The organism is Kitasatospora sp. NPDC088160, assembly GCF_044741445.1.
In the GTDB taxonomy this organism is placed as follows: Bacteria; Actinomycetota; Actinomycetes; order Streptomycetales; family Streptomycetaceae; genus Kitasatospora.
This window is the reverse complement of sequence record NZ_JBIUSS010000011.1, coordinates 186,070-209,742: the sequence shown is the minus strand read 5'-3', so window position 1 is coordinate 209,742 and position 23,673 is coordinate 186,070. Positions and strand designations below refer to the sequence as shown.

General features: G+C 73.9%; 22 protein-coding genes. 12 read left to right on the top strand and 10 right to left on the bottom strand.

Annotation, left to right across the window (positions count from 1 at the left end):
* Window positions 1–67: 67 nt before the first annotated feature.
* The 5 genes from ACIOGZ_RS19280 to ACIOGZ_RS19260 form a co-directional block, all read right to left on the bottom strand.
* Window positions 68–2,197 (bottom strand): 3-hydroxyacyl-CoA dehydrogenase NAD-binding domain-containing protein, encoded by a 2,130-nt coding sequence (locus tag ACIOGZ_RS19280; RefSeq protein WP_363618750.1) that lies wholly within the window; start codon window positions 2,195–2,197, stop codon window positions 68–70.
* 2 nt (window positions 2,198–2,199) lie between these two features.
* Window positions 2,200–3,444 (bottom strand): acetyl-CoA C-acyltransferase, encoded by a 1,245-nt coding sequence (locus tag ACIOGZ_RS19275; protein WP_363580382.1) that lies wholly within the window; start codon window positions 3,442–3,444, stop codon window positions 2,200–2,202.
* Window positions 3,445–3,682: 238 nt separating this feature from the next.
* A complete protein-coding gene (locus ACIOGZ_RS19270; RefSeq protein ID WP_363580384.1) occupies window positions 3,683–4,927 on the bottom strand; it encodes an HRDC domain-containing protein in 1,245 nt (414 codons plus the stop codon).
* A 163-nt stretch (window positions 4,928–5,090) separates the two neighbouring features.
* Window positions 5,091–5,825 carry a response regulator transcription factor gene (locus ACIOGZ_RS19265; RefSeq protein ID WP_063349472.1) on the bottom strand — a complete coding sequence of 245 codons (735 nt, stop codon included), beginning with the start codon at window positions 5,823–5,825 and terminating at the stop codon, window positions 5,091–5,093.
* A gap of 320 nt (window positions 5,826–6,145) precedes the next feature.
* The gene (locus ACIOGZ_RS19260; RefSeq protein WP_363368843.1) at window positions 6,146–6,808 is read right to left on the bottom strand and encodes a DUF3000 domain-containing protein; all 663 of its coding nucleotides are present in this window, start codon (window positions 6,806–6,808) and stop codon (window positions 6,146–6,148) included.
* Between the two features lie 146 nt (window positions 6,809–6,954).
* Here ACIOGZ_RS19260 and hemE point away from each other — a divergent pair, with 146 nt between their 5' ends.
* The gene (hemE, locus tag ACIOGZ_RS19255; RefSeq protein ID WP_063349474.1) at window positions 6,955–8,058 is read left to right on the top strand and encodes a uroporphyrinogen decarboxylase; all 1,104 of its coding nucleotides are present in this window, start codon (window positions 6,955–6,957) and stop codon (window positions 8,056–8,058) included.
* A gap of 68 nt (window positions 8,059–8,126) precedes the next feature.
* Here hemE and ACIOGZ_RS19250 read toward each other — a convergent pair whose 3' ends face one another.
* Together ACIOGZ_RS19250 and ACIOGZ_RS19245 are read right to left on the bottom strand one after the other, a co-directional pair.
* Window positions 8,127–9,107, bottom strand: coding sequence for a DUF4349 domain-containing protein (locus ACIOGZ_RS19250; protein ID WP_400986539.1), 981 nt, complete (start codon window positions 9,105–9,107; stop codon window positions 8,127–8,129).
* Between the two features lie 88 nt (window positions 9,108–9,195).
* A complete protein-coding gene (locus ACIOGZ_RS19245; RefSeq protein ID WP_400986538.1) occupies window positions 9,196–9,648 on the bottom strand; it encodes a DUF523 domain-containing protein in 453 nt (150 codons plus the stop codon).
* A gap of 55 nt (window positions 9,649–9,703) precedes the next feature.
* On the opposite strand from ACIOGZ_RS19245, the gene ACIOGZ_RS19240 reads away from it, so the two are divergent.
* From ACIOGZ_RS19240 to hemQ, 3 genes are read left to right on the top strand one after another with little or no spacing between them, the layout of a single operon-like run.
* The gene (locus ACIOGZ_RS19240) at window positions 9,704–10,276 is read left to right on the top strand and encodes a Uma2 family endonuclease (RefSeq protein WP_363618745.1); all 573 of its coding nucleotides are present in this window, start codon (window positions 9,704–9,706) and stop codon (window positions 10,274–10,276) included.
* Window positions 10,277–10,310: 34 nt separating this feature from the next.
* Complete coding sequence (hemG, locus tag ACIOGZ_RS19235; RefSeq protein ID WP_400986536.1) at window positions 10,311–11,744, top strand: protoporphyrinogen oxidase; 1,434 nt, start codon at window positions 10,311–10,313, stop codon at window positions 11,742–11,744.
* A complete protein-coding gene (hemQ, locus tag ACIOGZ_RS19230) occupies window positions 11,741–12,466 on the top strand; it encodes a hydrogen peroxide-dependent heme synthase (RefSeq protein ID WP_363580394.1) in 726 nt (241 codons plus the stop codon). Before hemG ends, hemQ begins: the two co-directional genes overlap by 4 nt.
* A 51-nt stretch (window positions 12,467–12,517) precedes the next feature.
* Here the strand turns inward: hemQ and ACIOGZ_RS19225 are convergent, their stop codons facing one another.
* The 3 genes from ACIOGZ_RS19225 to ACIOGZ_RS19215 form a co-directional block, all read right to left on the bottom strand.
* Window positions 12,518–13,300, bottom strand: a complete 783-nt coding sequence (locus ACIOGZ_RS19225) for a TIGR04222 domain-containing membrane protein (RefSeq protein ID WP_363580396.1) — start codon at window positions 13,298–13,300, stop codon at window positions 12,518–12,520.
* Between the two features lie 69 nt (window positions 13,301–13,369).
* Complete coding sequence (locus ACIOGZ_RS19220; RefSeq protein WP_400986534.1) at window positions 13,370–14,467, bottom strand: TIGR04222 domain-containing membrane protein; 1,098 nt, start codon at window positions 14,465–14,467, stop codon at window positions 13,370–13,372.
* 40 nt (window positions 14,468–14,507) lie between these two features.
* Window positions 14,508–15,821, bottom strand: coding sequence for a DUF692 domain-containing protein (locus tag ACIOGZ_RS19215; protein WP_400986532.1), 1,314 nt, complete (start codon window positions 15,819–15,821; stop codon window positions 14,508–14,510).
* 266 nt (window positions 15,822–16,087) lie between these two features.
* Between ACIOGZ_RS19215 and ACIOGZ_RS19210 the strand changes: the two genes are divergently transcribed.
* The 8 genes from ACIOGZ_RS19210 to ACIOGZ_RS19175 all read left to right on the top strand — a co-directional run bounded on the left by ACIOGZ_RS19210 (window position 16,088) and on the right by ACIOGZ_RS19175 (window position 23,667).
* A complete protein-coding gene (locus tag ACIOGZ_RS19210) occupies window positions 16,088–17,008 on the top strand; it encodes a GNAT family N-acetyltransferase (protein ID WP_363580402.1) in 921 nt (306 codons plus the stop codon).
* A gap of 116 nt (window positions 17,009–17,124) precedes the next feature.
* Window positions 17,125–17,928 carry a hypothetical protein gene (locus tag ACIOGZ_RS19205; protein ID WP_363580404.1) on the top strand — a complete coding sequence of 268 codons (804 nt, stop codon included), beginning with the start codon at window positions 17,125–17,127 and terminating at the stop codon, window positions 17,926–17,928.
* A gap of 121 nt (window positions 17,929–18,049) precedes the next feature.
* Entirely contained in the window at window positions 18,050–19,063 is a 1,014-nt protein-coding gene (locus tag ACIOGZ_RS19200; RefSeq protein ID WP_363580406.1) for an MBL fold metallo-hydrolase, read from the top strand.
* A 118-nt stretch (window positions 19,064–19,181) separates the two neighbouring features.
* On the top strand, window positions 19,182–21,011 hold the full coding sequence (locus ACIOGZ_RS19195; RefSeq protein WP_400986530.1) for an ATP-binding protein: 1,830 nt from the start codon (window positions 19,182–19,184) through the stop codon (window positions 21,009–21,011).
* A complete protein-coding gene (locus ACIOGZ_RS19190; protein ID WP_363580410.1) occupies window positions 21,008–21,439 on the top strand; it encodes a roadblock/LC7 domain-containing protein in 432 nt (143 codons plus the stop codon). Before ACIOGZ_RS19195 ends, ACIOGZ_RS19190 begins: the two co-directional genes overlap by 4 nt.
* Window positions 21,436–21,789 carry a DUF742 domain-containing protein gene (locus ACIOGZ_RS19185; protein ID WP_350885830.1) on the top strand — a complete coding sequence of 118 codons (354 nt, stop codon included), beginning with the start codon at window positions 21,436–21,438 and terminating at the stop codon, window positions 21,787–21,789. Before ACIOGZ_RS19190 ends, ACIOGZ_RS19185 begins: the two co-directional genes overlap by 4 nt.
* A gap of 55 nt (window positions 21,790–21,844) precedes the next feature.
* Window positions 21,845–22,480, top strand: coding sequence for an ATP/GTP-binding protein (locus tag ACIOGZ_RS19180; RefSeq protein ID WP_363580665.1), 636 nt, complete (start codon window positions 21,845–21,847; stop codon window positions 22,478–22,480).
* On the top strand, window positions 22,477–23,667 hold the full coding sequence (locus ACIOGZ_RS19175) for a cytochrome P450 (RefSeq protein ID WP_400986528.1): 1,191 nt from the start codon (window positions 22,477–22,479) through the stop codon (window positions 23,665–23,667). The genes ACIOGZ_RS19180 and ACIOGZ_RS19175 overlap by 4 nt, the downstream gene beginning before the upstream one ends.
* The last annotated feature ends 6 nt before the right edge of the window (window positions 23,668–23,673 follow it).

Here is a 23,673-nt window from a genome sequence, read left to right as displayed (position 1 = left end):
GCACATGCCGGAGCCCCGGTGACCGTCCAGGTCACCGGGGCTCCGGCATGTGCGGGGGCGCTACGCGTTACGCGGGCACCGAAGCCACGCCGGGGGCGAGGAAGCGCTTGCCGTTCACCCGCTCCGAGACGCCCTCACGGTCCAGGTACGGGGTGATCCCGCCCAGGTGGAAGGGCCAGCCGGCGCCGGTGATCATGCAGAGGTCGATGTCCTGCGCCTCGGCGACGACACCCTCCTCCAGCATCAGGCCGATCTCCTGGGCCACGGCCTCCAGGGCGCGGTCCAGGACCTGCTCCTCGGTCAGCACGGTGTCGCCGAAGGTCAGCAGCTCCAGCACCTCGGGGTCGAGGACCTGCTTGCCGTCCACCCAGGTGTAGAAGCCGCGCTTGCCGGCCTTGACCACCTTGCCGAGGTTCTCGGAGACGGCGAACCGCTCCGGGAACGCGCCGTGCAGGGTCTCCGAGACGTGCAGCGCGATGGCCGGGCCGACCAGCTCCAGCAGCACGATCGGGGACATCGGCAGGCCGAGCGGCTCGACGCCCTTCTCGACGGTGGCGATCGGGGTGCCCTCGTCGATGATGGTCTGGATCTCGCCCATGAAGCGGGTCAGGATCCGGTTCACCACGAACGCCGGGGCGTCCTTGACCAGCACCGAGGTCTTCTTCAGCTTCTTCGAGACGCCGAAGGCGGTGGCCAGCGAGGCGTCGTCGGTCTGCTCGCCGCGGACGATCTCCAGCAGCGGCAGGATCGCGACCGGGTTGAAGAAGTGGAAGCCGACGACCCGCTCGGGGTGCTTCAGCTTCGAGGCCATCTCGGTGACCGACAGCGAGGAGGTGTTGGTCGCCAGCACGCAGGTCGGCGAGACCACGTTCTCCAGGTCCGCGAAGACGGTCTGCTTGACGCCCATCTCCTCGAACACGGCCTCGATCACGAAGTCCGCGTCGCCGAAGGCGGCGGCCTTGTCGAGCGAGCCGCTGACCAGGCCCTTGAGACGGTTGGCCTTGTCCTGGCCGATCCGGCCCTTGCCGAGCAGCTTGTCGATCTCGGCGTGGACGTAGCCGACGCCCTTGTCGACGCGCTCCTGGTCGATGTCGGTGAGGACCACCGGCACCTCCAGACGGCGGGCGAACAGCAGCGCCAGCTGCGAGGCCATCAGACCGGCGCCGACGACGCCGACCTTGCTGACCGGGCGGGCCAGCGACTTGTCCGGCGCGCCGACCGGGCGCTTCGCCCGGCGCTGCACCAGGTTGAAGGCGTAGATGCCGCTGCGCAGCTCGCCGCTCATGATGAGGTCGGCCAGGGCCGCGTCCTCGGCGTCGAAGCCGGCCTGGAGGTCGGAGTCCTTGACCTGCTGGATGATGTCCAGCGCCTTGTAGGCGGCCGGCGCGGCGCCGTGCACCTTGGCGTCGGCGACCAGGCGGCCCCAGGCGACGGCGTCGTCCCAGGCCTTGCCGCGGTCGATCTCCTCGCGCTCGACGACGACGTCGCCCTTGAGGACCTTGGCGGCCCACAGCAGCGACTGCTCCAGGAAGTCGGCCGGCTCGAAGATCGCGTCGGCGATCCCCAGCTCGAACACGTCCTTGCCCTTGAGCTGCTTGTTCTGGTTCATCGAGTTCTCGATGATGACCTTGATCGCCTTCGAGGGGCCGATCAGGTTCGGCAGCAGGGTGCAGCCGCCCCAGCCGGGGACGAGGCCCAGGAAGACCTCCGGCAGCGAGAACGCCGGGACGCCCGCGCTGACCGTGCGGTAGGTGGCGTGCAGGCCGACCTCGACGCCGCCGCCCATCGCCGCGCCGTTGTAGAAGGCGAAGGAGGGGACGGGCAGCGCGGCGATCCGCTTGAAGACCTCGTGGCCGCCCTTGCCGATGGCCAGCGCGTCCGCGTGCTCCTTGAGCAGCTCGACGCCCTTGAGGTCGGCGCCGACCGCGAAGATGAACGGCTTGCCGGTGACGGCGACGGCGACGACCTTGCCCTCGGCGGCCTCGGCCTCGACCTGGTCCAGCGCGGTGGACAGCTTCAGCAGCGAGCCCGGGCCGAAGGTGGTCGGCTTGGTGTGGTCGAAGCCGTTGTCCAGGGTGATCAGGGCCAGCTTGCCGGCCTGCAGCGGCAGGTCCAGGTGGCGCACGTGCGCGGTCGTGACGACCTCGCCGGGGAACAGCTCGGCGCCGTGCTGCAGCAGCTCAGTGGTGCTCGTCATGTTCACTTACCACCCTCGAGCTCGGACGACTTTTCCGCTCCGCTCCAGTGCGGGTTCTCCCAGATGACGGTCCCGCCCATGCCGAAGCCGATGCACATCGTGGTGAGGCCGTAGCGGACGTCCGGGCGCTGCTCGAAGCGGCGGGCCAGCTGGTTCATCAGGCGCACGCCGGAGGAGGCCAGCGGGTGGCCGAAGGCGATCGCGCCGCCGTACGGGTTGACCCGCTCGTCGTCGTCCGCGATGCCGTAGTGGTCGAGGAAGGACAGCACCTGGACGGCGAAGGCCTCGTTGACCTCGAAGGCCTGGATGTCGTCGATGGTCAGACCGGCCTTGGCCAGCGCCTTCTCGGTGGCCGGCACCGGGCCGATGCCCATGACCTCGGGCTCCACGCCCGCGAAGGCGTAGGAGACCAGGCGCATCTTGACCGGGAGGCCGAGCTCCTCGGCGACGTCCTCGGCGGCCAGCAGCGAGGCGGTGGCGCCGTCGTTGAGGCCGGCCGAGTTGCCCGCGGTGATGTTGCCGTGCGGGCGGAAGGGGGTCTTCAGACCGGCCAGGCTCTCCATCGTGGTGCCCGGGCGCATCGGCTCGTCCACGGTGGCCAGGCCCCAGCCGGTCTCGCCGACCTCGGGGTTGGTGTTGCGGATCGAGATCGGTACCAGGTCGGGCTGGATGTCGCCGTTGGCGTACGCCTTGGCGGCCTTCTCCTGCGAGCGCACGGCGTAGGCGTCGCAGCGCTCCTTGGTCAGGTGCGGGAACCGGTCGTGCAGGTTCTCCGCCGTCATGCCCATGAACAGGGCGGACTCGTCGACCAGCTTCTCGGAGACGAAGCGCGGGTTCGGGTCGACGCCCTCGCCCATCGGGTGGCGGCCCATGTGCTCGACGCCGCCGGCCACGACCACGTCGTACGCGCCGAAGGCGATGCCGCCGGCGGTGGCGGTCACGGCCGTGAGCGCACCGGCGCACATGCGGTCGATCGAGTAGCCGGGGACGGACTTGGGTAGGCCGGACAGCAGGGCGGCGGTGCGCCCGATGGTCAGACCCTGGTCGCCGATCTGCGTGGTGGCCGCGATGGCGACCTCGTCGATGCGCTCGACGGGCAGGTTCGGGTTACGGCGCACGAGCTCCCGGATGCACTTGACGACCAGGTCGTCGGCGCGCGTCTCGTGGTAGATGCCCTTCGGGCCGGCCTTGCCGAACGGGGTGCGGACGCCATCGACGAAGACGACGTCCCTCACGGTACGAGGCACGGGGGCTCTCCTCCCAGGGACCAACATTTGAGGTGGGCAGGCTGCCGCCGGTGAAGACCCGAGCGGCGCCGCTTCACCGTCATGCTACCGGTCGGTAACCAACCTGCCCAGGCCTCACGGAGGGTTCACCCCGTGTGTCCCGCGACACGTCCGACCGGCGGAGTTCGAAAGACGGACCCCGAATACGCCGAAGGGGGTGTCGTCACGAGGACGGCACCCCCTCCGGACGCGCTCCAGGTCAGTCCTGGGCGGCCGCGGCCTCGGCGAACGCGGCGGCCACCACCGGCGCCACCAGGTCGACCTGCCACTGCCGGGCGCCGAGCCGGCGCAGCGCGGCGGCCACGCCCGCGGCGGCCGGATCGGCCGGCGGCTCCCAGGAGACCCGGCGCACCAGGTCCGGGGTGATCAGGTTCTCGGCCGGCAGGTTGTGCCGCTCGGCGAGGTCCGCGACCGCGGCGCGCGCCCCGGACAGCCGGGCGGCGGCCACCGGGTCCTTCTCGGCCCAGGCCCGCGGCGGCGGCGGCCCGTCGTGCGGCGCGGAGGCCGGCGGCAGCTGGTTCTCCGGGACCTCCCGGCCCCGCTGGACGGCCGCCAGCCACTGCTCCAGCTGGCGCCGGTGCACCCGCGGCCCGAAGCCCTGGACGCCCTGCAGCGCGGCGATGTTCAGCGGCATGGCCAGTGCGGCGTTGACGATCGCGGCGTCCGAGAGCACCCGGCCCGGCGAGACGTCGCGCTCCTGCGCCAGCCGGTCCCGGGCCAGCCACAGCTCGCGCACCACGGCCAGCTGGCGGCGCCGGCGGACCTTGTGCAGCTGCGAGGTGCGGCGCCACGGGTCGGTGCGCGGAGCCGGGCGCGGTGCGGCGGCGATCGCCGCGAACTCCTCCAGGGCCCAGCCGAGCTTGCCCTGGGCGTCCAGCTCCTGTTCGAGTGCGTCGCGCAGCTCGACCAGCACCTCGACGTCCAGAGCGGCGTAGCGCAGCCACGGCTCGGGCAGCGGGCGGGTGGACCAGTCGACCGCGGAGTGCTCCTTGGCCAGGCTCAGCCCGAGCACGCTCTCGGTCATCGGCCCGAGGCCGACCCGGGCGAAGCCGGCGATCCGCCCGGCCAGCTCGGTGTCGAACAGCTGCCGGGGTCTCATGCCGACCTCGGCCAGGCAGGGCAGGTCCTGGGTGGCCGCGTGCACCACCCATTCGGTGTCGGCGAGGGCGTCGCCCAGGCCGCTGAGGTCGGGGCAGGCGATCGGGTCGATCAGCGCACTGCCGGCGCCCGCACGGCGCAGCTGAATGAGGTACGCGCGCTGCCCGTAGCGGTAGCCGGAGGCCCGCTCGGCGTCGACGGCGACCGGTCCGGTGCCCCCGGCGAAGGCGGCGACGGTGGCGGCCAGCGCCTGCTCGTCCGCCACGACGGGCGGGATCCCCTCCTTCGGTTCGAGGAGCGGGACCGGGGCTGCTTCTTCTGGGATGGCTGCTACGGCGTCGGTCACCCACCAAGGGTACGACGGTCCTCGCGGCCGGGAGTGTTGTCGGACTGGTCAGACCGGGTCCGTGACTATGCCACGGGGCCCGGGCGGTGGCCGAGGGGCACGGCTACGGCGGCCGAGGAGGAAACGTTCCTCCTCGACCGCCGTGGCGGGTCCGTCCGAGGACTCAGTGGATGATGCCGGTGCGCAGCGCGACCGCGACCATCCCGGCGCGGTCGCCGGTGCCCAGCTTGCGGGCGATCCGGGCGAGGTGGCTCTTGACGGTGAGCGCGGACAGGCCCATCGCCACCCCGATCGCCTTGTTCGACTGTCCTTCGGCGACCAGCCGCAGCACCTCGACCTCACGGCCCGACAGCTCGCGGTAGGCGGACTGCTGTGTGCCCGGCGCACCGGGCGCACCGGGGGCTCCGTGGGTTCCGTGGGCGCCCGGCGCACCCACGGCGCCCGGCATGCCCGGCATGCCGGGGCGGCGCATCCGCCCGGCCAGCCCGGCGGCGCCGAGCGGCAGACCCGGGCGGCCGGGCATCGCCACGTTGGTGCGGGTGCCCGTGACGACGTATCCCTTGACGCCGCCGGCCAGCGCGCTGCGGACGGCGCCGATGTCGTCGGCGGCGGACAGGGCCAGGCCGTTGGGCCAGCCCGCGGCGCGGGTCTCGGCCAGGATGGTCAGGCCGGAGCCGTCCGGCAGGTGTACGTCGGCGACGCAGATGTCGCGCGGAGTGGAGACCCGGGGGCGGGCCTCGGCGATCGAGGACACCTCGATCACGTCCCGGACGCCGAGCGCCCACAGGTGGCGGGTGACGGTGTTTCGGACACGGGGATCGGCGATGACCACCATGGCGGTGGGCTTGGTCGGCCGGTAGGCGACCACGTTTGCGGGGTGCTCAAGAAGGACCGACACCAGGCCTCCTGCGGGGAGTGGCGGACGGAACCCCGAGGGGGCGGTCGGAGTGTTCCGCGTTCGGAAAGGGTCACAGTCTGCTTCGGCAGCTACCGTGCCCGGCTTTAGCGAAAGATCACGATCTAGTGAGTAACAATACGGACAAATCGCGCATATGAGTGATACGACCCGTCCTGAATTCGCACAAAATCGATCAGATCTGGTGCTGATCGGTCGGTTTCAACCGGTTAATTGACCCAGAGCGGGTTCGAAGTCACACTCCGTCAGCCCTGGGGGTGGCATCGGGGCGGTCGGGACCGCCCGGCCCGGTGCGCCACTCCTCAGTGCGAACGAGGACGCCGCCGCGCGGGCATCGGGACCACCCCACCGAGTGACGGCACATCGGCCGGCGCCTGCGGGGCCGGCGCGGCCGGCGGCAGGCCGGCGCTGATGCACAGCAGGTCCCCCCAGGCCGCCAGGTGCCGCTCGAACCGGCCGTCGGCCGGCGTCCAGGAGGCCCGGATCTCGATCTCGGTCGAGGACGGGCGGTCCGCCAGCCCGCCGAAGTACTGCGAGGCGCAGTGGCTCACCGTGCCGGACGGCTCCGCGTACCCGGCCCCGTGCGCCTGCAGCGAGTCCAGCAGCCAGGCCCAGCCGACCTCCGAGAGCATCGGGTCGCCGGCCATCTCCGGCTCCAGCTCCGCCCGGGTCATCGTCACCACCCGGAACTCCCCGTTCCAGGCCTCCTGCCCGGCCGGGTCGTACAGCAGCACCAGCCGGCCGTCCGCCAGCTCCTCGCCGTCCACCTCCACCGAGGCGGTCACCGCGAACGCGTACGGGGCCAGCCGGCGCGGGGCCGGCGCGGGGGAGAGCTGGATCTCGGGCCGCAGACGTGCTCCGTCGAGGGCCTCCACGGCGGCCCGGAACTCGCTCGGAGCCCCCTCCCGACCTGTTCCGCCACCTGCTCCGCCACCCTGCGCGGGGTGCCCGCCGACCGCTGCCATGACCCGAAGACTAGGTCGAAAACCGCGGTTAAGGCCGCAACTTCCGTCCGAGCGGCGTGCCGGAACGGCAAACCCGGCCAGATCTTGGAGGAACCGACGAGACCGGCCGGGAAGAGCGCCCCGAGGCGCATGCGAAGATTTGGACCGTGAGCGAGACTACGGCAGACACCACGGCGGCCACCCCCGATGGCAGGCCCACCCCCGCGCGCCGCGGCGCCGCGCACGACTCCGCGTTCCTGCGCGCCTGCCGGCACGAGCCCGTGCCGCACACCCCGGTGTGGTTCATGCGCCAGGCCGGCCGCTCGCTGCCCGAGTACCTGAAGGTCCGCGAGGGCATCCCCATGCTGGAGTCCTGCATGCGGCCCGAGCTGGTCAAGGAGATCACCCTCCAGCCGGTCCGCCGGCACAAGGTGGACGCGGCGATCTTCTTCAGCGACATCGTGGTGCCGCTCAAGGCCGTCGGCATCGACGTCGAGATCAAGCCCAACGTCGGCCCGGTCATCGCGGACCCGATCCGCACCGCCGAGGACCTCAAGCGGCTGCGCCCGCTGGAGCCCGACGACGTCCCCTACATCACCGAGGCCGTCGGCCTGCTGGTGGACGAACTCGGCGAGACCCCGCTGATCGGCTTCGCCGGCGCCCCCTACACGCTGGCCAGCTACCTGGTCGAGGGCGGCCCGTCCAAGAACCACGAGCACACCAAGGCCATGATGTACGGCCAGCCCGAGCTGTGGGCCGCCCTGGTCGACCGGCTCGCCGACATCACCTCCACCTTCCTGAAGGTGCAGATCGAGGCCGGCGCCTCGGCCGTCCAGCTCTTCGACTCCTGGGTCGGCTCGCTCGCCCCCGACGACTACCGCCGCTCGGTCATGCCGTCCAGCACCAAGGTCTTCGACGCCGTCGCCTCCTACGGCGTGCCGCGGATCCACTTCGGCGTCGGCACCGGCGAACTCCTCGGCCTGATGGGCCAGGCCGGCGCGGACATCGTCGGCGTCGACTGGCGGGTGCCGCTGAACGTCGCGGCCGAGCGCGTCGGCCCCGGCAAGGGCCTCCAGGGCAACCTCGACCCGGCCGTGCTGTTCGCCCCCACCAAGGTCGTCGAGACCAAGGCCCGCGAGGTGCTGCACGCCGCCCAGGCCCTCGGCACCAGCGGCCACATCTTCAACCTCGGCCACGGCGTCCTGCCGTCCATGGACCCGGACGCCCTCTCCCGCCTCGTCGCCTTCGTCCACGAGGCCAGCGCCCGCTGACCCCGGCGGCGTGCCCCCTCCCGACCGGGAGGGGGCACGCCGTGTTTCAGTCCTCGCTCAGTCGTCGCTCAGTCCTCCGCGGGCCCTTCCCGCGGTCCGGACTCCGGGGGCAGCGCGGCCGCCGGGCGGCGTCGGCGCCGCAGCCGGTACACCAGCGCCGCCGGGACGCCCAGCACCAGCAGGAACGGCGCCACCGCCGCGAGCCCCACCGCCAGGGCGCGCACGATCGCCACCAGCACGTGCCAGCCGCCGCCCAGCGCGGAGCCGACCGACGCCCCGAAGCCCTCGCCGCCGCCCTTGGGCGGTGCCGGGGTGGGCGTCGGCGAGGCGGCCGCACGGCGCACGTCCAGCGTGACGGTCGAGAGCGAGGTCTTGCCGGCCAGCTCCTTCTGCTGCTTCTGGAGCGACTCCAGGTCGGCCTCCCGGCGGCTCAACTCGGCCTCCAGCGTGGTCACCTCGCTCAGCGACTTCGCCTGCCCCATCAGCGCCCGCACCCGCTCCACGCTCGCCTGCTGGGTCTGCACCCGGCTCGCCACGTCCGCGACCTGCTGGGTCAGATCGTCCGCCTGGCTCCTGCGGGACACCACCTGGCCCAGCGCGGCCAGCTGGTCCAGCGTCTGCTGGTAGGCGGCGGAGGGGATCCTCAGCGTCAGCTGGCCGCCCGCCTCGCCCCCCGCCGTGCTCCCCGGCCCGCCCTCCACCGCGCCGGAGACCGACTCGGCGCCGACGTAGCCACCCGCGGCCGCCGTCAACTCCCGGGCCTTCGCCAGCACCTGGGCGACGTCCCCGGTCCGCAGCGTCAACTGCGCGGTGTACGCGATCAGCCGGTTGTCCGCGACCGGCTGGGCACTCGCCCCCGCCGCCGGAGCCGTCCCGGCGACGCTCGGCGCGGCCGCCGGTGCCGCCGGTGCCGCCGGTGCCGCCGGGGCGACGGCGTCCGCCTTCGCCGCCTCCCCCGCCCGGCCCGCACCGCCGGCGCTGCACGCCCCGACCAGCAGCACGCCCGCGGTCGCTACCGCCAGCGCCCCCGCCCCTGCCCGTCTCCCCATTCCGAAGCCCTCCCCAAGTCCGCTGTGAGATCTGCCCATTGGACGAAGGAACGCCCCGAGCGGACCCCGCCGGAAGGTCGCGACTCGATCACAGCTCGGCAGCGGACCGGACAACCTCGATGCCCGCCCGCCGCAGCAGCGCCGCCGTCACCCCGTCCCCGGGGCGCAGCTCCCCGGTGAACGTCCCGTCGTACACCCGCCCGCAGCCGCAGGACGGGCTGCGCGCCATCAGCACCGCCCGCCGCGCCCCCGCGGCGTCGGCCGCCGCCAGCGCCGCCCGGGCCCCGGCCACGAACTCCGCCGTACAGTCCGCGCCCGTCGCGTCCACCACCCGGGCCCGCCCGTCCAGCACGTCCGCCCCGTCCCCGCCGACGATCTCCGCCGCAGGGCGCGGGGTCGGCAGCCCGCCGGCCCCCTCCGGGCACACCACCACCGCCCGCCCCGCCTCGACCAGCCCCACCACGTCCGGCGAGGTCTTCGCCCGCCCGTCGTACCGGCACGGCACCCCGGCCAGACACGCACTCACCACGATCGGTTCCATAGCACACAGCCTAGGCAGCGGCTCGCAGGGCCTCGGAACTCGCTATCTTGGGAGCATGAGCGAGCTGCCGGACTGGATGTACGCGCCCAGAGACGAGGGCTGGTTTGCCGATGACCTCGACCACCTGCCGCAGGCGCCGCGCCACACCGAACTGATCGATGGGGCACTGGTCTTCGTGATGTCTCCGCAGCGCTGGTGGCACGGTGAAGTTGTCGACAACCTGAAGATGGCGCTGATTCCCCAGGTCCCGGAAGGGGCCAGGGTCGGGCGGGAGATGTCGATCAAGCTCGACAGGCGGAACCGTCCCGAGCCGGACGTTCTCGTCGTCAAGGCCAATTTCGAGAGAAAGCGCACGCAGTTCACTCCTGATGAAGTCCTGCTCGTCATCGAGGTCGTCTCGCCTGAGTCCGTAGACCGTGACCGTTTCGTCAAGGTCCGCAAGTATGCCGAGGCAGGGATCCCGCACTACTGGATCGTCGAGGAGGAAGAGGGCGGTCGGCCAGCCGTACACGTCTACGAGCTGGACCAGGCGACCTCGGCGTACGTGCCCGCCGGGATCTTCCGGGAGTCGTTGGAGCGCCCGGTGCCGTTCCCGATCATGATCGACCTGAACGCGCTGGCGGATTGAGGGCCCGGTGTAAAGACCTGCGAGACTGCGAGGCATGTCGGATGCACAGGTCGTCGTCGTCGGTGGTGGGATCGCGGGGCTGGCTGCGGCCGCCTTTCTGAGCGGGGCCGCCGGGGGGCCGGTGCGGGCGCGGGTGACGCTGCTGGAGGCGTCTGAGCGGGTCGGCGGGAAGCTGCGGGGCGGCGAGGTCGGCGGGGTCCGGGTGGACCTGGGGGCCGAGTCGATGCTCGCGCGGCGGCCGGAGGCGGTGGAGCTGGCACGGGCGGTCGGGCTGGGCGAGGAGTTGGAGCCGCCGACCACCGCGAAGGCCTCGATCTGGACGCGGGGCGCACTGCGCCCGCTGCCGGGCGGGCAGGTGATGGGCGTCCCGGGCGATCTGGACGCGCTGGCGGCCTCCGGAGTGCTCACCGCCGAGGGGCTGGAGCGGGCCCGGCACGAGGGCGCCACCGAGGTCGGGGACGACGTGGCGATCGGCCGCTACGTCGCCGACCGGCTGGGCCAGGAGGTGGTGGACCGGCTGGTCGAGCCGCTGCTGGGCGGCGTCTACGCCGGGCGGGCCGAGGAGATCTCGCTGCGCGCCGCCGTGCCGCAGCTGCTGGCGATCGCGCGGGGCGGCGGCTCGCTGGTCGACGGGGTGTACGAGCTGGCCTCGCGGCCGAAGGTGGTCGGCACCCCGGTGTTCCAGGGCCTGCGCGGCGGGCTCGGCACCCTGCCGGAGGCCGTCGCCACCGCCTGCCGGAAGGCGGGCGTGGACCTGCGCACCGGTGCGCCGGTGGACGGGCTGCACCGCACCCCCGGGGGCTGGCGGGTGGTGACCGGCGACGGCGAGGTGCTGCACGCGGACGCCGTGGTGCTGGCCGTCCCGGCGCCGGCCGCGGCCCGGCTGCTGCGCGCGGACGCGTCGGCGGCGGCCGCCGAGCTGGACGCCGTCGAGTACGCGGGCATGGCGCTGGTGACCCTGGCGTTCCGCCGGGCCGACCTGGCGGAGCTGCCGGCCGGCAGCGGGTTCCTGGTGCCGCCGGTGGACGGGCGGCGGATCAAGGCGTCGACCTTCTCCTCCAACAAGTGGGGCTGGCTGGGGCGTTCCGCCCCGGACGCGTTCCTGCTGCGCACCTCGCTGGGCCGCTACCGCGAGGAGGAGGCACTGGAGCTGCCGGACGAGGAACTGGTGGCACGGTCGCTGGCGGACCTCCGGGAGGCGATCGGCCTGACCGCCCGGCCGTACGACACCGCCGTCTCGCGCTTCCGGGCGGGCCTGCCGCAGTACCCGGTGGGCCACCTGGACCGGGTGGCCCGGGTCCGGGCGGCGGCGGCCGGGGTGGGGGGACTGGCGCTGTGCGGCGCCGCGTACGACGGGGTCGGCATTCCGGCCTGCATCGGCTCGGCGGCCGCCGCGGTGGCCGCCCTCGACAAACTGTTGACCCCGGCAACCGGGGAAGGTTCCACGGAGAGGACAATGGGCGCATGACTGAGACCGTTGAGCGGCAGCCGGAGCAGCAGCCCGAGAAGAAGAAGGCGCGCGACCTGAACCAGGTCATCCGCTACACCATGTGGTCGGTGTTCAAGCTCAAGGGCACGCTGCCCGAGGACCGGACGGCGCTGGCCGCCGAGGTGGACGAGCTGTTCGCCCAGCTGGCCGCGAAGGACGTGACGGTGCGCGGCACGTACGACGTGTCCGGTCTGCGCGCGGACGCCGACCTCATGGTCTGGTGGCACGCCGAGGACTCGGACGACCTGCAGGAGGCGTACAACCGCTTCCGCCGCACCGGTCTGGGCCGTCAGCTGGAGCCGGTCTGGTCCAACATGGCGCTGCACCGCCCCGCCGAGTTCAACAAGTCGCACATCCCGGCGTTCCTCGCCGACGAGCGCGCGCGCGACTACGTCTGCGTGTACCCGTTCGTCCGCTCCTACGAGTGGTACCTGCTGCCGGACGCCGAGCGGCGCGCGATGCTCGCCGAGCACGGCCAGATGGCCCGCGGCTACCCGGACGTGCGGGCCAACACGGTGGCCTCGTTCGCGCTCGGCGACTACGAGTGGCTGCTCGCCTTCGAGGCGGACGAGCTGCACCGCATCGTCGACCTGATGCGCGACCTGCGCCCCTCCCGGGCCCGGCTGCACGTCCGCGAGGAGGTGCCGTTCTTCACCGGCCGCCGCAAGCCGGTCAGCGAGCTGCTCAACGGCCTGGCCTGAGTTCCGCGGGATCGGTGAACGGGGTCCGCTTCGGCGGGCCCCGTTTGCGTGTCACGTCCGGTGGGGGCGGAGGGCGGCGCGCAGGCGGGGGTCGGGGAGGACGGCGGGGCCGTTCATGGCGACGGCGGTGAGCAGTTCGCGCTCCTCGTCGTCCGCGAGGCCGTGCTGGCGGGCCGGGCGGACCTCGCGCAGCACCTCCTGGCCGACCGGGGACGCCCAGCGGGTGTAGGGGTAGACGTCGACCCGGGCCATCAGCAGGGTGCCCGAGGTGAGCACCAGCGGCAGCGAGAACCAGGCGAGCGGGGCGACGGTGTCACCGCCGGTGAAGCCGGTGAGGGTCAGCGCGGCGGCCAGCAGGAGGAGCGTCAGCAGCAGTGCGTGCCGCACCTGCCGGACCACCAGGACGGTGCTGCGCTGGACCAGGGCCGGGGTGGCCAGGCCGGCCAGCGAGAGCCGGGCGCCGATCTCCAGGACGGTCGGGTGCTCGGCCATCGCCCGGCGCAGCCCGTCGGTGCGGCACTGGCCGTCGGGGCCGACGGTGACGATGACCGCGCGCTCCAGGCGGCTGCGGCCCCGGGGGTCGACCACCGTGGTCCAGCCGGTGTGCGCCAGGTGCAGCCGGCCCCGGCCGGCCATCAGGACGAGGGCGAGTTCGACCACCCGGTCCGGGCCGCCGGCCAGGTAGGCCGTCTCGTACAGCCCGATCCCGACGGCCTCGGGCGGGCGCAGGCCGTCCGCCTCGGCCAGGGCGTCGGCGGTGGCGGTCGTCCGGACGAGCCGGAGACACGAGAGGACCGCCGCGACGCACGCCGGTATCAGGAACAGCAACCACATGGGCTTGTTGTATGCCTGGGCCGATGGCGCGGGGAACGGCTTCCCGGACCGCGATACCGAACTGTGACGTCAGGAGCCGCAGCCGCCGCCACCACCGCAGCTCGACGAGGACGACCCGCAACTGGAGGAGGACGACCCGCAGCTCGACGAGGAGGAGCCGCAACTGCTGGAGCCGGAGCCGCAGCTGGAGGACGAGGATCCGCAGCTGCTGCCGCTTCCCCCGCAGCCGGAGGAGCCGGAGTGGGAGGAGCCGCACCAGGCCGTGGAGCCCCCGCAGGAGGACCCGGACGAGCTGCACGAGCTGGGGGGAGAGCTGGTGGAGGAGCCCGTCGAGGAGGAGGCGGCGTAGGAGCTCGCGGCGGCCGACTTCATCACCTCGTCCTGGGCGGACGCGGCCAGCATCGCGGACCGCAGCTCGTCGTCCTCCAGCCCGGCGGCGGCCAGCCCGCCGAGCGCGAGGGCGCCCAGCAGCACGCCGCCGGTCGCCTTCGGCGACAGGCCGGCGCTCGGCGTCCACGGCGTGCCGACCTTCATCAGGGAGAGCTGGCGCCGCCCGGCCGGGGTGATCCGGCCCTTGGCCGGCCAGGTGACGAGCAGGCTGATCCCGCCGAAGACCAGGAGCACCACCGGGATCCACAGCGCGGGGCGGTCGGAGCCGGCGCCGCCCTCGTCCAGCACGTGGGAGAGGACGGTCGAGACGGCGACGCCGAGCAGCGCGAGCCAGAGCAGCCGCCGGGCGGTGCGGGCCCGCCGCAGCCGCTCGGGGTGGCGCATCAGGCCGCGGTCGGCGAGCCGGTCGCCGATCTCCTGCACGGCGGCGGAGCGCATCACGGCGCGGCGCAGCGGGGCGAGTTCACGGCTGCCTCCCCGGCCGACGGCGTCCAGGACGGCCTGGTCGACGGCGTCGTACGGCTTGTGCCCGGTGAGGGTGACCAGGCCGGCGCGGCTGATCACGGCCCGCTCGGAGAGGTGCATCCGGATCAGGGCGGTGTCGAAGACCCGGCCGGGGCCGCCGGACAGGAAGGCGGCGTCCATCAGCGGCAGGCCGCGGCCCGGCAGGCCCTGGACGTGCGGGACGTGGCCGACCCGCTGCTTGGTCCGGGACGCGTACAGCGAGGCCGCCACCAGCAGGACGGCGGGGATGACGAAGTAGGTGTTGTGCCACATGGGCGGGTTCCCCCCGAAGGTGTGCGGTGAAGGCGGGTGCTCAGCGCCGCAGGGCTCGGCGCAGACGGGCGAACGCGCCGGGCGGCCGCTCGGCGGCCGGGTGGAGCCACTGCTCCAGGGACCGGCGGTGGTCGGCGGCGAGCGGGCCGCCGTCGGCGAGCGCCCAGGCGGCGAAGGCCCGGGCGTCGGCGCGGTAGCCGCCGGTCTGCGGGTGCCGGCGGGCGTAGTCGAGGAACAGCGGCCCGTACGGCCGGCCGAGCAGGCGGGGCAGTTCGGGGGCCACCTTGGCGACGGTGTCCCGCCGTTTGGTGGCCAGGCCGGTGGACTGGGCGCGGACCTGGTCCGGGTCGAAGCCGGGCGGGACGGGCCCGCCGGCCACCAGGGCGGCGAGCAGGTCCTCCTGGCGCCGCGCCAGCCGGGCGCGGGTGCCGCTCGGGCACGCGCCCGCCGCGGTCCCCCGGGGCTCGGCGCGGGGGGCCGGTGGGGCCGTCCGCGGGGTGCTCCCCTCCAGCACCCGGCGGACGGCGTCCAGTTCGCCGGCCAGCTCGCTGGGCGGCGGGAAGTCGGCGTCCCGTTCCAGCAGGACGCCGGGTGGTGCGACCCGTGCGCAGAGTTCGGCCAGGACCTCCAGCACCGGTTCGGTGACGGGGTGGGCGTGGGTGTCGTGCCAGACGCCGTCGACCAGGGTGCCGCCGGCGACGTGGACGTAGGCGAGCGCCTCCAGCGGCAGGCGGTCCAGTTCGGCGGCCGGGTCGATGCCGAGGTTGACCCGGTTGGTGTGCAGGTTGGCGACGTCGATCAGCAGCCGGACGCCGGTCCGCTCGACCAGTTCGGCGAGGAACTGCCCCTCGGTCAGCTCGTCGTCGGGCCAGGCCAGCTGGGCGGCGATGTTCTCCAGGGCGAGCGGCACCGGGAGCTGGTCCTGGGCGATCCGGACGTTCTCGGCGATCACCCGCAGCGAGTCCCGGGTGCGGGGGACGGGCAGCAGGTGGCCGGCCTCCAGGCCGCCGGCCCGGACGAACGCCAGGTGTTCGGTGACCAGCGGGGAGTCGAGGGCGAGTGCCGCCTCGGCGAGCTTGGCGAGCCGGGCGGGGTCGGGCAGGTCGGCGCCGCCGAGGCCGAGCGCCACGCCGTGCGGGACGACGGTGACGCCGCGGGCGCGCAGGACGGTCAGGGACTCGGGCAGGTGGTCGGCGCAGATGTTCTCGGCGACCACCTCGACCCAGTCCAGGCCGGGTTGGCGTTCGACGACGGTGTCGATCTCGCTGCGCCAGCCGAGGCCGACGCCGAGGCGGGGCGCGCCGTCCCGCGCCGGGGTGGCGGAGCCGGGCAGGTCCAGGGCAGGGGAGGTCATCGGTTCGCCCCCTTTCGGAGGGCCGGGTGGGGAGGCCGCCGGGTGGTGCGGGCTTCGTCGCCAGGACCGCGCGGCCGTGTGCTGAGGATGTCCCCGGGTGGGACGGCTGCCAAGCCCCGCCCGGTCTTCTCAGAGCATTATTTGAGCTTGCCGCTGCGGGGGTGAGGGACTTTGGTCCCGAGCCGGGGCCGTTGCCGCAGGTGAGGCGCACCGGCGAGGGGAAATTCGAAGGCGCCGGACGGGCGTCGGGGTTAGCGTGGGAACCCATGACTTCTTTGACGATCCGTGACTTCCGCCCCGACGACGCCGAGGCCGTGGCCGCCGCCCACCGGGCCGGGCGCGAGCACCTGGTGATGACCTCCGAGGCCCTGCTCTGGCTTAACGGCCGGCAGAGCCCGGGCGAGCACTTCCGCACCTTCGTCGCCGAGCTGGACGGCCGGGTGGTCGGCGCGGTGCGCTGCGCGGTGGTGCTCGGGACGACGACCACCGGCGTCGGGTACGCCAACGGCAGCGTGCTGCCGCAGTTCCGGCGGCGCGGCGCGGCCACCGCGCTGCTGGCCGCGGCCGAACGGCACCTGGCCGGGCACGGAGTGAGCGAGCTGCACACCTGGCTGGACGACGAGCCCGCCTCGCTGGCCTTCGCCGCCGCCCGTGGCTACGAGCTCGGGCGCGCGGCGCAGTTCGGCGGACGGGACTTGGCGCTGCCGCTGCCGCAGGCGCCCGTACGGCCGGCCGGCGTCGAGCTGCGCCCGGCCGGAGACTGGGCGGCCGACCCGCGCCCGCTGTTCCTGGTCGAGGCGGACGCCATCCAGGACGAGCCCGGCGAGGTGCCGATGGACGCCCTGGACTACGAGGACTGGCTGCGGGGCGACTGGGCCCGGCCGGACCTGGACCGGGCGCTGACCGTCGTCGCCGTGGTGGACGGCGAACCGGCCGCGTTCAGCATGGCGCAGACCGACGGGGTGGACCGCTACTGGTCCGCGTTCACCGCCTGCCGCCGGGAGTTCCGCGGGCGAGGGCTGAGCAAGCTGGCCAAGCTGGAGTCGCTGCGCCTGGCGGCCGCGGCGGGCTACCGGCGCGCGTACACCTCCAACGACGAGACCAATGCGCCGATGCTCGCGATCAACGCGTGGCTGGGGTACGAGCGGTGCGCGGGGGAACGCAAGGGGATCAAGCGCTTGAAGTGACGCCGGGTGCGGCGATCCTGACGGTGGGAATTGTCGCGAGGGGGGTATTTCCGGCCACGGAGGGGACTTAACCAGGGCACACAGTTCGTGGTCGAGTCTTCCTCCGTGGGGATGATATGGAGATCCTGCTCCAGGTGTTCATCGCATCGGTTCCGGCCGTGATCGGATTCCTCGCGGCCCGCTCCCTCGCCCGGACCAGACTGTTCCTGCGCTACGGCTTCCTGCGGGCGCTGCTGGCGCCGTACAGCCGGGTGCAGATCATCACGCCGAGCATCGAGGTCGCGGAGTTCGCCTTCACCACGGACGGCTGCCAGCTGACCAGCCGCGGGCCGAAGAACGTGCTGTTCATGCCGATGGCCGAGGCCAGGGCGATAGCGGGGCTCACCGACCTGCTGCGGAAGGTCAACCGGAAGGCGACGATCGAACTGGTGGTGGCCGGCGCGCAGGATCCCCGGATGCCGACGTTCTCGATCGGGGGCCCGAGCGTCAACTCCTATTCCGGCGGCGTGCTGGACGCGGTGTTCCCGGATTTCGCCATCGAGTACCCGGACGAGGCCCGCGCCCGGTGGGGCGGAATGACCTTCGAGGCGCTGTACAACCCGGCCGGGGAGCTGATCCGCGACCACGGCTTCATCTTCGTGACCCGCACGCCCCGGCAGGCGCCCTGCATCGTGCTCTGCGGGGTGTTCGCCTTCGGCTCCGCGATGGCGGTGGAGGCGTTGACCGCGGCGAGCCGCAACTCCCCGCTGGCGGCGCTCTTCCGCTCGGGGGAGAAAGGATTCGTCGCGGTGGAGGGGCGGGTCATAGGCCTGGACACCGTCGACGTCACGGTCGAGGTCTGCCGCACCCTGCCCGCGCCCCGGTCCGACGTCCCGTCGGGATTCCGGGGCGAGGTGTCCACGGGTCGTCCCGACGGTTGAGACGATTGGTCTCGACCACGAGGGGCGAAACCGGACAGCTCGGGAGAGTCTGGGGCAGCAACTCCTGGCAGCCGTACAGGTTTTGCCCCGCCCCTGACACACTTTGGGCATAATCGCGCACATGACGATCAACCGTGCGAACGTGAGCGCGATTGCCGAGGACCTGTACGTGTGGCTCCCCCCGAAGCGGGGCTGGGGCCTGGCCAACTGCGGGCTGCTGGCCTCGGCGAAGACCGCGCTCTGGATCGACACCCCCTACGACCCCACCCTGGCCGGGGAGTTCCTCGCCGCCAGCCGCCGCCTGCTGCCGGCCGGGGTCGAGGTCGACCGGGTGATCGTCACCCACGCCAACGGCGACCACCTGTGGGGCGCCGGAGTCGTCCCGGACGCCGAGGTGATCTCCACCCGTGAGGCGCTGGAGCACATCCACTACGAGCCCACCCCGCAGCAGCAGCACGCCCTCGTCGTCGGCGGCGACCCGGACTCCCCGCTCGGCGGCTACCTCAGGGAGCACTTCGGACGGTTCGACTGGTCCGCCACCGACCCCGTGCACCCCGACACCGTCTTCACCGGCGAGCTGGAACTGCGGGTGGGGGAGTACCCGGTGCAGGTGACCGGCCTGCCCGCCGCCCACACCGGCGGCGACCTGATCGTCCACCTCCCGTACCAGCGCGCCGTCTTCACCGGCGACGTGATCTTCGGCTCGACCCCCGAGTACCCCGGCGACCACCCGGTGCACTGGGCCGGCCCGCTGGAGAACGTGATCACCGCCTGTGAGCGGATCCTGGCCACCGGCGCCGAGATCTTCGTCCCCGGCCACGGCCCTGTGCTCGACCGCGACGGGGTTCGCCACCACATCGCTTACCTGACGTACGTCCGGGAGCGCGCGCACGCCCTGCACACCGCCGGGATCCCCGCGCTGGACGCCGCCCGGCGGGTGATAGCCGAGCAGCGCCACCCCGAACTCGGCCTGCCCGAGCGGCTGGTGCTCACCGTCGCCGCCGAGTACCGACACCTGGACGGCACCGAGGTGCCGAACGTCCTGGTGGCCATGGGCCAGGTCGCCCAGGTGGCCCGCGAACTGGCCGAGGACGCCGCCCGCAGCCCGCGCCCGCGCGCCGCCGCCCGGGACTGACCGCCCGGGACTGACCGCCCGGGACCGACCGCCCGCCGCGCCCGGGCCGGACCACCGCCGGCCCCGGCCCCGGCAGCAGCCGACCAACCGGACCCCCAGAGGACTTCCGAGGACTTCGATGACGCAGATCGCGCAGATTGCGCTGATCGCCCTGGCGCTGGTCGCCGCCGCGACGGCGGGCGTGCTCGCCCGCGGCCGGGCCCGGGCCCTCACCCGGGCGGTCGCCGCCGAGACCGCCCGCGGCCACGGCGAGGAACGCGCCCGCGCCGCCGAAGGCCGGCTGGCCCGCGCCGAGCAGCAACTGCGCGAGGCGCAGGACGCCGCCCGGCGCGCCACCGAGGAGACCCACCACGCCGAGAGCCGCTACCGGGCCGCCGAGGAGCGCACCCGGGAGGCCGAGAGCCGGGCCCGCACCGCCGAGGACGCCACCCGGGAGACCGACCAGCGGGCCGCCGCCGCGAACACCCGGGCCGGGGAGGCGGAACGGCGGCTCACCGCCGCCGAGGAGCACACCGCCGCCGTGCTCGCCGAGATCGGCCACCTCGCCCAGGAACGGGTGGCCGCCACCGCCGTCCGGCTCAGCCACGCCAACGCCCCGCTGGTCGGCCCGCTGGACGGGCAGGCCGTCGGCCCCGAGGCCGTCCGGGCGCTGCAGTCCGTCCTGGACGCCGCCTCCGCGGCCCTCACCGACGAGCGCGAACGCGTCGACGCCGCCGCCCGCGCCGCCATGCGCGGCGCCACCTCCCGGATCCAGACCCTGCTCTACCAGATCCAGAGCCTGGTCCAGCAGCTCCAGCACGACAACGACGACCCCCGGCTGCTGGAGGTCGACTTCCGCAACGAGGTCGCGCTGCGCCGGATCCAGACCGTCGCCGTGCTCTGCGAAGCCTGGCCCGGCCTGGCCCGCACCGACTCGCCGCTCGCCGAAGTGGTGGTCGGCGCGCTCTCCCGGGTGCCCGGCTACGCCCGGATCAAGGTCGCCAACCACCTGCGCGAGCAGCGGCTCGCCGTGGTCGCCCGGGCCGCCGAGCCGCTGGCCATCACCGTCGCCGAACTCCTCGCCAACGCCTCCGCCTACTCGCACCCGGAGACCGACATCCCGGTCACCGTCCAGCAGGGCGGCCGCGGCGCGCTGGTGATCATCGACGACAGCGGCATCGGCATGGACGACGACCAGCTGCGCCGGGCCCGCCGACTGCTGGCCGGCCCGCCCGACGTCCTGCTCACCGAACTCGGCAACCCGCCCAAGACCGGCTTCGCGGTGATCGGCAAACTGGCCCGCCAGTACGGCTTCTCCTGCCACATCGAGCCCTCGCCGTACGGCGGGATGCGCACCATCCTGCGCATCCCGGCCGCGCTGGTGACCGTCGTCGACGACGAGCAGCCGCTGTCGGTGCTCACCCCGCTGCCGCTGCGGGCCGGCGCAGGCCCGGCCCCCGCGCCCACCGTCCAGGCCGTCCCGCCGATGCGCGACGCCGACGAGGGCGACGGGCCGCCCCCGCTCGCCGACCGGCACAACCAGCCGGGCCCGCACCCCGCGCCCGCCATCCACGCGGTGCCCGACGCACCGGCCGGCCCCGCCGACCCGGTCGATGACGGCACCGGCCTGCCCAGTCGGCGACGCCGCCGACCGGTCACCGCCGACGGCCCCGGAGCCCCCGAGCCCGCCGCCGGGCCGTCCGCCGCACCGGCCGAGCCGCCCGCCCGGGCCCCCGAGCGGACGCCCGAGCGCGCCGCCGCCCACTGGCAGGCGCTCCAGGAGGGCACCGACTCCGGCCGCGCCGCCGTGGCACAGGCCGCCCGCGGGACCAGCACGACCGGCGAGTCCAGCGCGACCGCCGGGACCAGCGCGACCGGCGGGAGCGGCCCGACCGCGGCCGCCCGCGACACCGGTGCCCGCACCACCGTCCGCCCGACCGCCCCGACCCCCGAAGGAGCCGAGCAGTGACCAGCACGCCCAGCCCGACCACCGCCGACGAGATCTCGTGGGTGCTGACCCCGCTGCTGGAGCTGCCGGGGGTGCTGCACGCGGTCATCGCCACCGGTGACGGCCTCGTCGAGGGAGCCTCGGACGGGCTCGACCGCGCCTCCGCCGAGCGGGTCGCCGCGATGACCGCCACCGTGCACGCCGCCGCCCGCGCGTTCACCAGCGCCTTCACCGACACCGAACGGCCCCGGCTGGCCCAGACCGTGGTCGAGTCCGACCTCGGCTACGCCGTCGTCGTCCCGGCCGGGGAGAACACCTCGCTTGCCGTGTTCACCTCCCCGGAGGCCCAACTCGGCAACGTGGCCTACCAGATGCAGGTACAGGTCGCCGCCCTGGGCCGTGCCCTCGCGAGTCCGACCCGGCAGCAGGACACCACCGTCCGATCATGACCGCCGTACCCCGCAGGCGGATGGTGCCCGCCTACCTGGCCACCGGCGGCCGCAGCCGCCCCGGTACCGCCGGCTTCGACCGGCTCACCGTGCTGTTCGCGGACCGCGTCGAACCGCCCCGCGAGCTGGAACCCGAACACCAGCGGCTCTGGGAACTGCTGCGGCCCGGCGCGCTGACCGTGGTGGAGGCCGCCGCGCACCTGCGCCTGCCGGTCAGCGCCACCGTCTTCCTCGCGGCCGATCTGGTCGAGGCGGGCTGCCTGCGCGCCCGCGCGCCGATCCCGCGCGCCCAGCAGACCGACCGCTCCATCGTCGAGAGGCTCCTCGTTGGACTCCGTGCGCTCCGGTAGCCCGGCCGACCGGCCGAGCCGGGTGGGCTACCTGCCCGACCGGGACCAGACGCTGATGAAGCTGGTGGTGGCCGGCCCGTTCGGGGTCGGCAAGACGACGCTCATCCGCACCCTCTCCGAGATCGCCACCCTGCACACCGAGGAGGCGATGACCGAGACCGGACGGCCGGTGGACGACCTGGCGGGCCTGCCCGAGAAGGCCACCACCACGGTCGCCGTCGACTTCGGCCGGCTGACCCTGCCCGGCAACCTCGTGCTCTACATGTTCGGCACCCCCGGCCAGCGCCGCTTCTTCCCGCTCTGGCAGGACATCGCCCGCGGCGCCCTCGGCGCGCTGGTGCTCGCCGACACCCGCCGGCTCGCCGACTCCTTCGAGATCATGGACATGGTCGAGGAGCAGGGCCTGCCCTACGCCGTCGCCGTCAACTGCTTCCCGGACGCGCCGGTCCACTCGATCGAGGTGCTGCGCGCCCACCTGGACCTGCACCCCACCACCCCGCTGCTGCTCTGCGACGCCCGCGAGCGCGGTGCCAGCCTGGACGCGCTGATCGCGCTGGCCGAGCACGTCCTCGACGGCCTGCCCGCCGCCCCCGCGGACGCCGCCGACCTCGCCACCCCGGCGGACGTCACCGAGCCCGCCGTCCCGGCCGCGACCGCCCCTGCCGCCTCCGCCGCCGAGGAGCGCCCGTGACCACCGACACCCGCCCGACCCCCATCTACGGCCCGGTCTTCGCCGCCGACCCGCAGCTGGTCTACGACCGGCTGCGCCGCTACGGCGCGGTCGCCCCGGTGGAGATCGCGCCCGGTGTCGGGGCCCTGCTGGTCACTGACTACCAGGCCGCCCTGGACCTGCTGCGCGACACCGACACCTTCTCCAAGGACTCCCGCGCCTGGCAGCGCACCGTCGCCCCCGACAACCCGCTGCTGCCGGTGCTCGGCTACCGCCCGACCGCCCTGTTCAGCGACGGCGAGGTGCACGCGCGCTACCGCGCGGTGATCACCGACGGCCTCGCCCTGCTCGAACCGCACCGGCTCCAGCGCCGGGTCGCCGAGGTCGCCCACCAGCTGGTCGACCGCTTCGAGGCGGCCGGCACCGCCGACCTGATCGCCGAGTACGCCCGCCAGCTGCCGGCCTTCGTCCTCACCACCTGGTTCGGCGTGCCGGAGGAGCACAGCGCCCGGCTGGTCGCCGGGATCGCCGGGATGATCGAGTCCACCGAGAAGGCCGTCGTCGCATACGGGGACCTCGTCGCGGTGGTCACCGCCATGGTCGCCGAGCGGCGCGAGCGGCCCCGGCACGACCTCACCTCCTGGTTCGTCACCCACCCGGCCGGGCTGGAGGACGACGAGGTGATCCGGCAGATCACCCTCACCATGATCGCCGGGCACGAGCCGACCACCAACCTGATCGGCAACGCCCTGCTGCGCCTGCTCACCGACGCCCGCTACGCCGGCTCCCTCATCGGCGGCGCGATGACCGCCTACCAGGCGATCGACGAGGTGCTCTGGCACGAGCCGCCGCTGGCCAACCTCTCCGCCCACTACCCGCGCTACGACATCACCTTCCACGGCCGGGAGATCCCGGCCGGCACGCTGGTGCTGGTCTCCTACGCGGCCGCCAACTCGCAGGCCGCGCCGCCCACCGACGGCACCGAGCTGCGCAGCGGCGAGAGCGCCCACCTGGCCTGGGCGGCCGGCCCGCACGGCTGCCCGGCCCGTGACCCGGCGCTGCTGATCGCGATCACCGCGATCGAGCAGCTGACCAGCCGGCTCAGCGACCTGGAGCTGGCCACCCCGGCCGAGGACCTGCTCTGGCGCCCCGGCCCGTTCCACCGGGCCCTGGTCCACCTCCCGGTCCGCTTCGCCCCGACGGCCTGAGCCCCG

Bases quoted from the DNA above. Each gene is read 5' to 3' on its own strand.
- ACIOGZ_RS19260 (WP_363368843.1), bottom strand. From the start codon at position 6,808: ATGGCAGCGGTCGGCGGGCACCCCGCGCAGGGTGGCGGAGCAGGTGGC.
- ACIOGZ_RS19205 (WP_363580404.1), top strand. From the start codon at position 17,125: ATGGAGATCCTGCTCCAGGTGTTCATCGCATCGGTTCCGGCCGTGATC.
- ACIOGZ_RS19240 (WP_363618745.1), top strand. From the start codon at position 9,704: ATGAGCGAGCTGCCGGACTGGATGTACGCGCCCAGAGACGAGGGCTGG.
- ACIOGZ_RS19210 (WP_363580402.1), top strand. From the start codon at position 16,088: ATGACTTCTTTGACGATCCGTGACTTCCGCCCCGACGACGCCGAGGCC.
- ACIOGZ_RS19250 (WP_400986539.1), bottom strand. From the start codon at position 9,107: ATGGGGAGACGGGCAGGGGCGGGGGCGCTGGCGGTAGCGACCGCGGGC.
- ACIOGZ_RS19200 (WP_363580406.1), top strand. From the start codon at position 18,050: ATGACGATCAACCGTGCGAACGTGAGCGCGATTGCCGAGGACCTGTAC.
- ACIOGZ_RS19185 (WP_350885830.1), top strand. From the start codon at position 21,436: ATGACCGCCGTACCCCGCAGGCGGATGGTGCCCGCCTACCTGGCCACC.
- hemG (WP_400986536.1), top strand. From the start codon at position 10,311: ATGTCGGATGCACAGGTCGTCGTCGTCGGTGGTGGGATCGCGGGGCTG.
- ACIOGZ_RS19245 (WP_400986538.1), bottom strand. From the start codon at position 9,648: ATGGAACCGATCGTGGTGAGTGCGTGTCTGGCCGGGGTGCCGTGCCGG.
- ACIOGZ_RS19195 (WP_400986530.1), top strand. From the start codon at position 19,182: ATGACGCAGATCGCGCAGATTGCGCTGATCGCCCTGGCGCTGGTCGCC.
- ACIOGZ_RS19215 (WP_400986532.1), bottom strand. From the start codon at position 15,821: ATGACCTCCCCTGCCCTGGACCTGCCCGGCTCCGCCACCCCGGCGCGG.
- ACIOGZ_RS19180 (WP_363580665.1), top strand. From the start codon at position 21,845: ATGAAGCTGGTGGTGGCCGGCCCGTTCGGGGTCGGCAAGACGACGCTC.
- hemQ (WP_363580394.1), top strand. From the start codon at position 11,741: ATGACTGAGACCGTTGAGCGGCAGCCGGAGCAGCAGCCCGAGAAGAAG.
- ACIOGZ_RS19280 (WP_363618750.1), bottom strand. From the start codon at position 2,197: ATGACGAGCACCACTGAGCTGCTGCAGCACGGCGCCGAGCTGTTCCCC.
- ACIOGZ_RS19225 (WP_363580396.1), bottom strand. From the start codon at position 13,300: ATGTGGTTGCTGTTCCTGATACCGGCGTGCGTCGCGGCGGTCCTCTCG.
- ACIOGZ_RS19220 (WP_400986534.1), bottom strand. From the start codon at position 14,467: ATGTGGCACAACACCTACTTCGTCATCCCCGCCGTCCTGCTGGTGGCG.